The following is a 13,368-nucleotide window of genomic DNA, read 5'->3' as shown; positions in this document are numbered from 1 at the left end:
GATCGTTTCCTCAGATACGATTCTCATGTCGATTCCGAGTGGGAGAAGGGCCGATGACCACCGAACCCGTAGTGCGCAACCGCGTCGACCGGCGCCGTGAGCGCACCCGCAACGCACTGCTCGGCGCGGCGCGCAAGTTCCTCTCGGAGGGTCGTTCCGCGGTCAGCATCCAGGAGATCACCGACGCCGCCGATGTCGGATTCGGCTCCTTTTACAACCATTTCGAGTCCAAGGAGCAGCTGTTCGACGAGGCGGTCCGCTCGGCGCTGCAGGTCTACAGCGAGATGCGCGACGCGATCGTGGCGCTGTACGACGATCCGGCCGAGGTGTTCACCGTCAGCTTCCGCATGACCGGACGGTTGCAGCGGCAGGTCCCCGAGATCATCCGGGTCGTGCTGAACTCCGGCATGTCGATCATGCTGCGAGACGAGGGTCTCGCGCCGCGCGCCCGCCGCGACATCGTCGCGGCTCAGGAGGCGGGCCGCTTCGAGCCGATGGACCCCGACCTGGCCGTGATGGCCGCGGGTGGGTCGATGCTCGGCCTGCTGCAACTGCTGGACGCCCAGCCGGACGCCGACGCCGACGCTCTCTCGGACGAGATGGCCTTCCGCATGCTGCGCATGTTCGGCATGAACAAGCGCGCGGCGCAGAAGCTCGCCTCCACCGAACTGCCCACGCTGCCGCAGCTCTGACGGGTGCGCTCGACCGGGCACGTAGCGAGCCGCCCCGGGAATGGGAGCAGCTCGGCCGGATGGCGGCGGGCTGAGTAGTTCACTACTCGTGACCGCACTCGCGGCCCTCCCTAACGTCGGTGTCGCCGATGAACGGGAGGAGGGGCCATGAACCCTCGCGAACTGCTCGATGCCGTCTCGCCGATGCTGTGGCGGCTCGTCGAAGACGAACTTGCCCCTTTGGCTCCGACGCTGAACCCCCTTCAGCCGCTCGCGGGCGAGACCGAGCCCGTCCTACAGGGCAGGCTGCTCGATCCCCTGCCCGGTCTTCCGCAGGGTGGCGCGCTGTTGGACCTCCTGCACACGATCGTCCCTGTCCTCCCGCCGGAACTTCGCGTGCACGGGTGGCGGCGGGCGCCGGGCGCGCCGCACGGGCTCGCGCTGGTGCTGACCGCCGCGGGCGGGCGCGCGGTGCTCGCGTTCTCGCCGGGCCCGGCCGTCGACGTGGTCGTGACGGCCGGGACGAATGCCACCGTGTCGCTGACCTCCACCCCGGAATGGGACGCGACCGTCACCGTCGCCGCGCAGTCCGTCTGGAGCGCCACGCTCACCAAAGGTGACCCGGCACCGCCCGCGGCGGCGGGCACGGCCTCGCTCAGCGTGTTCCGTAAACAGCGACTGACGCTGGGAGCCGCCGACGGCCCCGGCGCTTCGACCTCGCGCCTCGAGACCCGGCTTCGGGTGAGCCCCGGCAGCCCGTTCGCCGTCGAGGTCGCCCTGCACGAGTTCCGCGCCGCCGTGTTGCCGCAGGCGATCGCCGCACTGCTCGGCGCGCCGAAGGGTGCGTCGGTGGGGCCGACGAGCGCGCCGCTGACCGTGCACGCCGATCGGTCGAACGGAATCCGGTTCGCGGACAGCGGCATTCAGGTGAACCTTCCGCTGCGGCTGAACCTGCCCGGAGTGTCGACGCGCGGCTGCACGGTCGGGCTCGGGATGGTGGACGGCAAGCTCGCCCTCCAGCCCGGACTCACCGCGTTCGCCCAACCGCCGGGCTTGCCGCTGGCCCTGCTGCTCGGCGGCATGGGACTGTCGATTCCGATCGACATCGGCGTCGGCGGTATCGGCGTGCGCCCGCAACTCGACGCCGAGATGCCCTCGGACATCGGCGTATCTCTCGCGCTCGCACCGGTTTCCGGCGGCGGTGCGCTCCTCAGGGACGGCAGCGGCTACCGCGGCGTGCTCGACATCGATCTCGGCGTCGTCGGTGTGCAGGCCGTCGGGGTGCTGAACCTCGAGCCGCTGTCCTTCCTGGTGCTCCTCGGCGTGCAGCTGCCGTATCCCGGCGTCCAGCTCGGGTTCGGTTTCGCGCTCGACGCGGTCGGCGGCATCGTCGGCGTCAACCGGCGCGTCGACGTCGAACGGCTGCGCGGTCTGGTCGGCGAGGGCAACGCCGATCGAATCCTGTTCCCCGGCAACGATGTCGTCGCGCGAGCCGACGAGATCACCCGATCGCTGGACTCGTGCTTCCCGGTGGCGCGCGGCAGGTTCGTCGTCGGCCCGATGGTCCGGATCAACTGGGGCGGACGGATCGTCACGCTCGCCGTCGCGGTCGTGCTCGATCTCCCCGAGCCCGCACGAGTCGTCCTGCTCGGGCGCGTCGTGGTCGCCGTGCCGGATCCGGCTGTGCCGTTGATCCTGTTGCAGGCCAGCGTGTTCGGACGGATCGATCCCGGCGTCCCGCTGGTGGAGTTCCTGGTCTCCTTGAACGGCTCCTGGATCGTGGGCCTTCCGCTCACCGGCCAGATCTACGTGCTGTTCCGCGGCGGCGGCGATCCGCTGCTCGTGCTGTCCGCGGGCGGTTTCCATCCGCGCTACCCGCGCCCGGCGGGTGTGCCGGAACTCCAGCGGCTCGGGATGAATCTGGGCGGCGGGATCCTGCGGTTGCGTGCCGAGGCGTACCTGGCGTTGACCTCGAATTCCCTGCAGTTCGGGGCCAAACTGCAACTCGATGCCACCATCGCGGGCTGCGGGGTCGAGGGCAATCTGGGGTTGGATGCGCTGCTGGTGTGGGATCCGGTGCTGTTCTTCTCCGTGCACGTGTACGCCGGAGTGGCGGTGCTGGCGTTCGGCCGCCGCTTGGCCAGTATCGGGCTCGATTTCACGCTGGAAGGCCCCGGCGAATGGCATGCCTTCGGCACCGGAAGCATTTCCGTGCTCTTCTGGGACGTGTCGCTGGACTTCGATGTCCGCTGGGGCGACAAGCCCGCGGTCACGCCGCGGCCCGCCGACATCCTCGCCGAATTGCGCACCGTCATCGCCCGGCGCGAGACGTGGGCGATCGAGCGCACGGCGCAGCGGGCAGGGGTGAAATTCACCGACGACGCGGCCAAGGCACTCGCCGATGGCGCAGTGGCGCAACCGGATTCGACCCTCGTGGTCGATCAGACCGTCGTTCCGCTGCAGCGGAAGATCGCGCGGTTCCACCGGGTCTCCGTTCCGGAGCAGGAATGGAAGTTCGCCGAGGTGGAGCTCGAGCCGAACAATCCGGCGGACCTGGGCAGGCCGAAGGACAACCTGTTCGTCCCCGGCGAGTTCTTCGCCATGACCGAGGACCGGCAACTCGGCGCCCCGGCCTTCGAGAAACATCCGAGCGGATTCGCGCTCACCGAAAAGGATCTCGACATCGGTCCGGCTCGCCTCGCCGAGGACACCTACGAGACCGACTACGAGGTCGACGGGAACTGGTTCCCGCAGAACGACCGTCCCAAGCGCATCCGGCGGGTGGGCAAGGCCCGGTTCCTGCTCGAGACCTGGTCGCGTCCGGTCACCGCCGCCGAACGCGTCGACCGCTGGCGCGCCGCGCAGGCGAGCGCCGCCCGGCCGATGGTGGTGAACCGATGAGTCGCCGCTTCTTCGTCTCGTCGGTCGCGATCGGCGCGGCCGCCACAGCCGACCGGGCCGAGTTCGGCAGGCCCAAGTTCCAGCCGAAGGTCCGAGTCACCCGCACCCTCACCGGCCAGGACACCGAGGACCTCGGCAAGCTCGACGGCCCCGCCCTGCAGCTGCTCGGTCCCGGCGACACCTTGGGATTCGACCCGGCGATGGTGACTCGCGTCGAACCGCCCGCGGGCTGCCCCAACGGCATCTCGAGCAATCTGGCGACGATCGAATTCGCCGACGGCGCGCTGCCCTGGATGTTCAGTCTGCCCGGAACCGAAATCACCACGCCCGCAGGCAAACAGCGCCGCCCGTGGCTGGTGCTGATCGTGCTGCGCGAAGACGAGGCCCGGCTCCTTCCCGACGAACGACCGCTGCCCGTGATCGACGCGCCCGCCGCGGCACTGCCGGATCTGCGGCACTCCTGGGCGTGGGCGCATGTCGAGGCCCGGGTCGACGACGGCCAGCCGCCGGAACCGGCCGTCGCCGCGGATCTGCGGACCGGTGTCGACGCGGTGATCTCCCGGCTGATCTGTCCCCGCGAACTCGCGCCCCACACGGGCTGGCTGGCGTGCGTGGTGCCCGCGACGAAGGGCGGTCGCGAGGCCGGACTCGGCGGCGACGGGCACACGGCCGACGCCGCGAGTGATGCCTGGACCGTGGGTGCGGGCGCTCGCCTTCCGGTCTACTACGCCTGGCGGTTCCGCACCGGCGCCGAGGGCTCCTTCGAGGAACTCGCGCGCAAGATCCGGCCCGTGCAGGGAAACACGCTGCCCGGCTTCGGTTCTCGCACCATCGACGTCCGCAACCCGTGGCCGCACGCGGACGTCCTCGAAGGCGCCGACGAAGTCGTGACCGTCGACATCCAGGGCGCCCTGCGACTGCCGAAAACGCAGATCGACAAGGAGCGGTGGACCGACCAGGACGCGATGGAGACCTTCCGCACCGAGCTGAAGAAGCAACTCGACGCGCCCGCCGCCCGCCGCGGGAAGCTGGAGCTGGACCGCGACGAGAAGGCCGTCGCACCCCCGCTGTACGGCAGTCACCACACCGGCGTCCAGACGGTGCCCGCCGAGGGCTGGATGAACGCGCTGAACCAGCAGGTGCAGTTCCGTATTCCGGCCGCGCTCGGCGCCCGATACGTGCAGCTCGAGCAGGAATTCCTGATGGCGAGGGCGTGGGAGCAGGTCGGCGCGATCGACGAGGCGAACAGACTCCTCGCGGCGACCGAGCTGGCGGCGGTGGTGGGCGCCAAGGCGCAGGGCAAGCATCTCGGCGCGATGACCGATGCCGCGCTGACCCAGCTGGCCGACCCGCTGCGCGACAACTCGCAGATGTTCGCGAACACCTCGCTCGCCGGCGTGCTCGCGCAGTCCGCGGCGCCGGACGGGGTCGCCTCGACCGCGTTCGTCCGGCTCGCCCGCGGGGGTGGCGCCCTCGCCAGGCGGACCGCCCGCGCGGCGGGAGAGATGGCGTCCGGCATGCCCTCGACGCCCGCCCTGCGCGAGTATTTCGAGCGGACCGAGGTCAGGCCGCCGACAGCCACCCTGGCGGGCGCGGAGCCGGGCGAACGGACCGCACGAGTGGTGAACGATCCCGCCGCGCGGTTCGCGGTGGAGACGATGGCCGGACTGCTCGCCGGCCAGCACACGCTCTTCGCGGACCGCAGCGGTTTCGTCGGCGCGACCGCCGCCGAGCAGCTCGCGTCCCTGACGACGACCATGTCCGGCGAGATGGCGGGCGGGCGCACGCTGGTGCTCGCCCCGGCGCCGGTCGCGCTGCGCGGGCTGCGTCGCGCGATCAACGGTGAGAACATCGGCGCCGTCGCCGCGATTCCGTTCGGGGACAGTCGCGTGCTCGGCGAGCTCGCGCGGTCCGTGCGCGCGCGCCTCGAACCCGTCGGTCAGCTGGTCGAGTCGATGCGACAGGCGATCAACTCGCCCGCCGTGTCCGTCCGGAGCGTGGCGGATCGCCGCCCGTTCCGGCCGATCATGGAACACCCGCGTTTCCTCTTCCCGATCGGCGCCGAGCTGCTGCAACGGTGGCCGGAGTGGACCGTGCCAGGCATCTCCGGCTTCCCGGAGAACAAAACGACACTGCTGGAAACGAATTCGGCGTTCGTGGAGGCGCTGCTCGTCGGGCTGAACCAGGAATTCAATCGCGAACTGCGCTGGCGCGAATATCCGACCGACGAAGCGGGCACACCGTTCGCGCGTTTCTGGCCCGGCCGTGATCTGTCCGAGCCCGAGTACGGCGAGATCGCGCTGTGGGACAACGACGTGAAACTCGGCGACCACGACGCGAGCCGCGGCAAGGACCGGTTGGTGTTGCTGATCCGCGGCGAGGTGCTGCAGCGGTATCCGGGCACCAGCGTGCTCGCCGCGAAGGCGACCCTCGACGGGCGGGTTCCGGATGTCGGCGGCGAATGGAAGGAACCCAACTTCGTTCTGGCGGTCGACGAACGGACCAGCCTGTATTGCTTCGACCTCGACGCGCAGGATGCGATCGGCCAACGCTGGCTGTTCGTGCTGCGGGAACCGATGCGCGGCACCCAGTTCGGTTTCGACCTGAAGACGGCGGACTCGCCGCGGTTCGACGAGTGGGCGGATCTCACGTGGGCCGACGTGCCCAAGGACGGCCGCGGATTCGTCGTGCCGGAGCAGCAAGGCGTTCTGCCGCCGACGCCGTCGCCGAATCCGGAACCGCCGCGTCCACTGCCGCTGCACGACGCGCATTTCGCGAAATGGGGTTTCGATGCCGCCGATATGGCGCGCATCGCCTTCCAACGGCCGTTCCAGTTGGCGTTCTCGCCGTCGCGCATGATCGGCGACCCACCCCCGTGACCCCCGACCAAGGAGCCGATGATGCCCATTCACTACCGGGTCGCCGAGGGAGACACACTGTCCGCGTTGGCCTTGCGATTCTACGGCGACGCGACCCTGTTCCCGGTGATCGCGCGAGCCAACGGCCTGCCCAACCCGCACTTCATCCTGGCGGGCCAGATGCTGACGATCCCCGACCTCGTGCCGCCGCCACATCCGCCCACCGCGGATCCGGCGCGGGTGTTCGCGTTGCGGCGCGGCGCGGATCGTATTCGGCTGCACTACGACACCCTGCTGGCCGACGCGGACGACAAGGAAGCGTCCCTGCACCGCACCCGGCAATGGGCGGCAACCAATCCGGCGAACGTCCCACACGGCAACTCCGCGCAGGACATCCTGCGGCAGGCCGAAACCGCGCAGGCCGCACGGCGCGCGCAGGTCGAGGAACTCCGAACCCAGCTCGAGGCGACGTCGGCGGAGCTCGCCGCCTCGCTCGACGCGGGAACTCCGCTCTTCCCGCAGCGCAGGCACACCCTCCGCAGGGGCGAGACGTTGTTCGGTCTCGCGCAGCGGTTCTACGGGAACGCTGAGTTGTGGCCGCTGATCGCGCGGGCCAACAGCATCGATGATCCGACAACGATCCCCACCGGGACGGTGCTGGTCATTCCGGAGGCCGGGCACGAGCCGACGCGTACCCACACCGTCCGCGCGAACGACAGGTTGTTCGATCTCGCACGGCTGTTCTACGGCGACCCCGAGTTGTGGCCGCTGATCGCGCAAGCGAACGGAGTCATCGACCCCACCACTCTCCAGGTGGGGGATGTCCTGGTCATCCCCGAGCGGCCGGGTGCGCCGACGCGTACGCATACCCTCCGCAGAGACGAGACATTGTTCGGTCTCGCGCAGCGGTTCTACGGGAACGGTGAGTTGTGGCCGCTGATCGCGCAGGCCAACGACATCGAAGATCCGACTCGGATCCCCACCGGGACGGTGCTGGTCATCCCCGACTTGGTGCCGACCGCCGTCGAGCCGATTGCCTTGCTGCCGGTCCGGATCGAAACGAAATTCCTGCCCGACGACATTCGAGTCGGCCAGGTGCTGGTGATCCCGGAGCGCGAGCGCCCCGTGCGGCATCACACGGTGGTCGACGGGGATACCTTGTCCGCGTTGGCCTTGCGGTTCTACGGTGACGCGTCCCTGTTCCCGCTGATCGCGCAGGCGAACGGCCTCGTGAACCCGCATCGGATCCGGGTCGGCGACGTGCTGGTGATCCCGGCTCGAGACCCGCATCCGCGGCCGGTGACGCGCACGCACCCGGTGGTCGAGGGCGACACGCTCGCGAGCATCGCTCAGGCCGTCTACGGTGACGCCGCCGCGGCGGATCTGATCGCGGCCGCCAACGGCATCGCCGAGCGGACCATCCGGGTGCGCGTCTATCCCGACGACATCCACGTCGACGCGTTCGCACCCGAACTCACCGCCGAGGAACGTGACCTCGCGCGCACCTACTGGGCCGAGCCCGGCGAGACCTCGTGGCAGGAGCTGCTCACGAAACTGAGCCCGCAGCGGGCCGCCTGGGCGACGCGCCTGACCCGGTCCGGCGTGCCGGAGCCGCGCCTGCGCGACGCACGGCAGCGCCGGGCCCCGCAGGTGACGACCATGCCGTCCCGGTGGCGGTTCCTCGGATTCGTCGACGGCGCCCTCGTGGTCGACAGCACCGGCGCGGACATTCCGGATCCGCTGCCGCTCGGCCTGCTCGCCGCCGACGAAGCCGCGGCGGACCACGAACACGCCGCGTGGGCCGTCGATTTCCCGGCCGCCGTCGCGGCGGGCATGGGTATCACCCTGACACTGCCGGAGGGCATCGAACACCTCGACGAGTTGTTCGTTGTCGGCGTCAGCGAACGGTCGGCGGCGGAGTCGGCGGCGCGACTGCGAAACACCTTGCTGGGGCACGCTTTCGGCGGCGGGCTCGGTTTCCTGGCGGCAGGCACACCCACCAACAACACGCCCGAGAGCCGGACCGCCTGGTCGGCGCGCCCGTCCTCGCGTGCGCCCGGCGCTGCCGCGCCGTCGCTCGTCGACGGCACCGATGCGGCCCGCGTTGCGGAGGCGCTCGGCATCGCCGAGGGTGAATTCCTGAGCGAATGCGACGGCGGCGGGCTCGATTCCGACGGCGCGGTGTCGGGGCTGTCGCTGCTCAGCTGGGATGCGCTGGCGTTCGGCTTCGTCGACGCCGCCAGCAATTTCCTCGGCGTCGCCGACACCGAGTTCGAGCAGTTGAGCGGCCGGGCGTGGATAGGGTTTCGCGACCACCTGGTCGACTACGTGCGCAGCCGAGGTCCGCTGCCGACGATCCGCGTCGGCCGCCAGCCCTACGGCATTCTCCCGGTGTCGACCGTGGACGAATGGCGATCACAGCGCTCGGACGCGCCGGACGCCCTGCTGGCGCCGTGGTTGCTTCGGCTGCGCCATCATTGGCGCGCCGCGCTCATCTCGGGGTGGATACCGCGGGTGACCGACGGGCAGCCCGCCGACCGGCTCGCCGCCGAGGCGATGACGCGGCTGCCGGTCTCGAACAACCTCGTCATCCGCCGGGTGCTCTCGCCCGCGGGCGGGCTCGACAAGTTCGACAAGATGACCGAGACATTGGACGGGCTCGAGATCGGTCGCCGCGCGCCGGGACCGGTGCTCTCGGTCGGCGGCATCGATTTCCGGTCCGGCCTGCGCTGGGCGACCACGACACCGTTGATCAGTCACCTCGCGTGGACGTCGGACCGGACGCCCGCGGACTTCGCGAAGGTCGCAGAACGACTCACCCCGAACGCCGCGGGATATCCGGAGTTCTTCGCGCGCAGCAGAAAACACCTGGCCGACGCGCTCGCGATCCTCGAAGAAGGCCTCACCGAGGCCGAATACGAGCGGCGCCTCGCGGCCTACGACGAGTCGTGGCCGATCCCCGTGCTGCACGGCGAGGACGAACAGCGCAAGCCGGACCTGTTCGGCTTTCCCGGCGAGGAAGACTTCATCCCGGCGCTGACATTCAAGGACAATCTCCGGACGCATCTTTTCGACGAGGCGAGCGAGCCCTTGCGCGACGCGCTCGACATCCCCGGGCTGATCGACGATCTCATCATCCAGAAGGTGTCGTTCCCCGATACGCCGAGGGACGACCTCGACGCCAAGCGCGACCACGCCCGCGGCAAACGGGCGGGGGCGGCGGCCGTGCTCGCCGGATTGGCTGCGCTGGAGCAGGTTCCCGCCGATCGGTTCCTGCCGCTGCTGATGGAGGTCCTCGACATCTATTCGCATCGGTGGGACGCGTGGGCGACCTCACTCGCGACCAAACGGCTCGCCGACACGCGCGCTGCCGGCGCGACCGGCATCCGGCTCGGCGGCTATGGATGGGTGGAGAACCTGCACCGTAACCCGGGCCGGGTGAGCGACGGCTACATTCACGCCCCGTCGCAGCACCATGCCGCGACCGCCGCGGTGCTGCGCTCGGGATTCCTCGCGCACGACCGCAGCGGCTCCCTGGCGGTGGACCTGACGTCGCGCCGGGCGCGCACGGCGCGCTGGCTGTTGGGCGGTGTGCGGCGCGGACAGAATCTGGGCGCCCTGCTCGGCTATCGCTTCGAGCGCGCGCTGCACGACGCGCGCCTGGACCAGCTGAAGGAGTTCTACCGCAAGAACTTTCCCACGCCGGTCGTGCCGGAGCCCGCCGACGCACAAGCGGCGCAGGCCGAGCTGTGGCGGCGTAGCGCGGAGGCGATCGCACCGGTCAACGTGGTCGACGGAATGGCGCTCGCCCGCGCGCATGCCGGGGGGACGCTGGTGATTCCGGACGATCGGGCGCGTCCGATGCTCGATGATCTCGTCGACGCGCTCGACGCCGTCGGTGATCTGCTGCTCGCCGAAAGCGTGCACCAGCTCGTCGGCGGCAACCCGATGCGCGCCGGGATCGCCGCGGACACTCTCGGCCAGGGAACCGACGTGCCGGACCGATTCGATGTGCTGCGCACCCCGCACCGCGGCAGCCCGGTCACCCACCGGGCCGCGACGCTGCTGCCCGCCGATCCGGCGCTGCCCGCGGGTTGGGCGCGCGACGCGTTCGCGAAACTCGATCCGCGCGTCGAAGCCTGGGTCGCCGCGGTGCTCGGGCCCGCGAGCGGATGGCGACTGTCCGCGCACCGCGTCGGCAGCGCCATGACCTTCTCCTTCTCCGCCGAGGAGCTCGAGGTCGGCGCGCTGGGGTTCGCGCTGGACGCGGCGAGCGACGCCCACCGGCGACTGGATCGGCGGGTCGCCGAGCTCGCCGGATTCGATTCGGGCGCCATCGAATACGGCGGCGACTGGCTCGAACTCCGTGAGATCGCCCGGCGGGTGCAACGGCTGCTCGCCAGCGCGCAGGCGCTGACGCCCGCGCACCTGGTGGGGGAGGGGCCGACCAGGCTCACACCGGACATGGCGGAAGTGCGCGGGCGGCTGCGCGCGTTCGTCGACACCGTCACCCCCGCCCAGAACCGGGCGGAACTCGGCATCGACTCCGATCCCGGACGGCTGGCCACGGCCGTCTCGCAGACCGACGACGCGGGCTGGATCGGCGCAGTGACCTTGGCGCTGAGCGATTTCCTCGGGACCGGCCTGCCGATCGCTCCGCTGCTCGCCGGCGCCGCGATCCCGTCCGCCCAGCCCGCCCTCCTTGGCTCGTCGATCGCGGAGTGGGTCCGCCGCTTCGCCACCATCCGTCCGGCCACCCGCACCTGGCACGAGACGCTCATGCTGGCGGGGGCCCGATCCGGACGACCGTGCCCGCTGGCCGTCTCGCAGCTTCCCGGCGGCGGGCCGTGGATCGGTGCGCCTTTCACGCCCACCGAGCGACCCGCCGCGCGCGAACATCTCGTGACCCATCGGCCCTTCCCTGTTCCGTCGAACGGGCCGGTCGCCGGGATCGTGTTCGACGAGTGGGTCGAGGTGCTGCCGGGCTCGTACAGCCTGTCCCCCACGAAGGTCGGCCCCGAACCCGTCCCGGCGGAGTCCGAGATGACCGGGGTGTCGTTCCATTTCGATCGGCCGGATGCCAAAGCGCCGCAGGCGATCCTGCTCGCGGTGCCGCCGGACCCGAAGCGCGGCTGGACGGCCGACGTGCTCGCCCTCGTGGTACGCGACACCTTGGAATCGGCCAAACTGCGCGCCGTCGACCTGGGAGATCTTCCGCTCCTCGACGACATCCTGCCTGTCGTCCGGCCTCCGGTGTTCGGCAGACCGCATTCGATATTGCACGACTTCTGGCTCGAGTTGGCGGAGTGAGACCATGCGACGAACCCACGACATCCTCGGTAATTTCCTCTTCCGCGCCGACGACACCTTCCGGGTGGAACCGCTCCCGCGGACCAACGAGGTGCAGACCGGGCTCTCGGCCCGGATTCACGATCCCGCGTGGGCGTTGACCCGGCAGTGGCAGCTCGGCGAATTCGCGGCGCAGGACGCGGCCTCGCCCGTGCTCGTCGAACTCGCCGGGCGGAGCGTCCCGATCAGCGCGTGGCGGCCCGGAGGTCCGGCCGACGAGCTGGACGTCGACGGGCAGTGGGTGCCCTACACCCCGGCGTCGGGCCCGCTCGACGCGTTGATCGAATCGGAGGACGCCGCAGCGCCGGACGAGCGGTTACGGGTCGAGGGCGGTGTGCATTTCGTGCGCCTGCTGGACGAGGCGGGGCTCTCGGCGCGGCTACCCGACGTGCTCGCCGAGTACGGATTTCCGCAGGCGCAGGGTGAGCCGCTCGATGTGGTGACCTTGCTCGAGCGGAAGGTCCCGGACGCCGCCCGGCTCGCGCAGGACCTGGCGGGCGGCGGCCTGCGGGTCGCCGGGCTGTCCGGGGTCGGCGCCACGTGGCTGGAGTGGTGGCTCGGCATGCTGCCCGTCGAGGCGCCCGACACGTTCGACCCGCACCGGTTCGAGCACCGGGCGGACTTCTCGATCGGCGACAACGTCTTCCACGCCGACGAATACCTGGGCGACGGACTGGACTGGTTCACCGTCGACCGCGACCCGGAGGCCGAACCTGCCGCTACCACAACGCCGTACTTCTTCCGGCACGAGGCGCTCGCCGCGACCGTCCGGTTCGGCGGTATTCCGGCGGACCGCTTCTGGGAGATGGAGGACGCGCAGATCGACTTCGGCTCGGCCGCCGTCGACACCCTCGACACCGGCCGGCTGCTGTTGATCGGGTTCGGCACCGTCTACGGCAACGACTGGTTCATGGTGCCGGTCGAGGTGCCCGCCGGGTCGTTCACCACGATCGGCGAGTTCGTCGTCACGGACACCTTCGGCGGCAGGCATGTGATCGAGCGCGCCGGTTCCGCGGACGAGCAGTGGAATCTGTTCACCGTCACCGGAACCGACGACGGACTGCTGGTGATGCCGTCCGAACGCGGGGCCGTCGGCGACCCCGCCGAGGTGGTGTCGCTGGCCCGCGACGAGCTGGCCAACCTGGCGTGGGCGATCGAGCGATCCTGCACCGGCCCTCGCGGCGAGGAGATCGACCGCGCCGAGCTCTGGGAGCGGAGCAAACCCACTCCGCCGCCACCGAATCCGGCGGGCTCCTACGCGGTGCAGACCATCGTGCCGGACTACTGGCTGCCGCTCGTGCCGCACGCGCTCTCGCCCGCGTCGATCCGGTTCGCGCTCGTCGAGCTGTCGCAGCCGGACGTGACGTCGAAACCGGCGGGGCGGCTGCTGAACTCGGACACCTGGGTGCACGAGGAGGAGGTCCCGCGCGAGGGTGCGCTCATCACCCGGAGGCCGGTGCTCGCCCGCTGGTTCGACGGCTCGTGGCACACGTGGGTCCGGCGCGAGAAGAACCCGGGCCGCGGCGAGAGCTCGAGCGGCCTGGCCTTCGACATCGTGCGCCCGTCGGAGGCCTGGCCGTAAGCCGCGC

Annotated in this window: 4 protein-coding genes and 1 pseudogene; all 5 read left to right on the top strand. The window is 70.5% G+C overall.

The annotated features are described in order from the left end of the window. Positions 1 to 53 precede the first annotated feature (53 nt). The 5 genes and pseudogenes from NL1_RS13460 to NL1_RS13440 all read left to right on the top strand — a co-directional run bounded on the left by NL1_RS13460 (position 54) and on the right by NL1_RS13440 (position 13,361). A complete protein-coding gene (locus tag NL1_RS13460) occupies positions 54 to 692 on the top strand; it encodes a TetR/AcrR family transcriptional regulator (protein WP_067838807.1) in 639 nt (212 codons plus the stop codon). A 147-nt stretch (positions 693 to 839) separates the two neighbouring features. Then, entirely contained in the window at positions 840 to 3,572 is a 2,733-nt protein-coding gene (locus tag NL1_RS13455; protein ID WP_067838804.1) for a DUF6603 domain-containing protein, read from the top strand. Beyond that, positions 3,569 to 6,451 carry a hypothetical protein gene (locus tag NL1_RS13450; RefSeq protein ID WP_067838801.1) on the top strand — a complete coding sequence of 961 codons (2,883 nt, stop codon included), beginning with the start codon at positions 3,569 to 3,571 and terminating at the stop codon, positions 6,449 to 6,451. The genes NL1_RS13455 and NL1_RS13450 overlap by 4 nt, the downstream gene beginning before the upstream one ends. A gap of 1,050 nt (positions 6,452 to 7,501) precedes the next feature. After that, a pseudogene (locus tag NL1_RS40180) lies at positions 7,502 to 7,702 on the top strand (LysM peptidoglycan-binding domain-containing protein); the annotation flags it as partial. Positions 7,703 to 11,744: 4,042 nt separating this feature from the next. Then, a complete protein-coding gene (locus NL1_RS13440; RefSeq protein WP_067838795.1) occupies positions 11,745 to 13,361 on the top strand; it encodes a hypothetical protein in 1,617 nt (538 codons plus the stop codon). Positions 13,362 to 13,368: the final 7 nt, after the last annotated feature.

The sequence above is a fragment of the Nocardia lijiangensis NBRC 108240 genome, assembly GCF_001613045.1.
Classification (GTDB): domain Bacteria; phylum Actinomycetota; class Actinomycetes; order Mycobacteriales; family Mycobacteriaceae; genus Nocardia; species Nocardia lijiangensis.
The sequence above is the reverse complement of the archived record's forward strand: the minus strand, read 5'-3'. Positions and strand labels throughout refer to the sequence as shown.

Coding starts and splice junctions, on each gene's coding strand:
- NL1_RS13450 (WP_067838801.1), top strand. CDS start 3,569: ATGAGTCGCCGCTTCTTCGTCTCGTCGGTCGCGATCGGCGCGGCCGCC.
- NL1_RS13455 (WP_067838804.1), top strand. CDS start 840: ATGAACCCTCGCGAACTGCTCGATGCCGTCTCGCCGATGCTGTGGCGG.
- NL1_RS13440 (WP_067838795.1), top strand. CDS start 11,745: ATGCGACGAACCCACGACATCCTCGGTAATTTCCTCTTCCGCGCCGAC.
- NL1_RS13460 (WP_067838807.1), top strand. CDS start 54: ATGACCACCGAACCCGTAGTGCGCAACCGCGTCGACCGGCGCCGTGAG.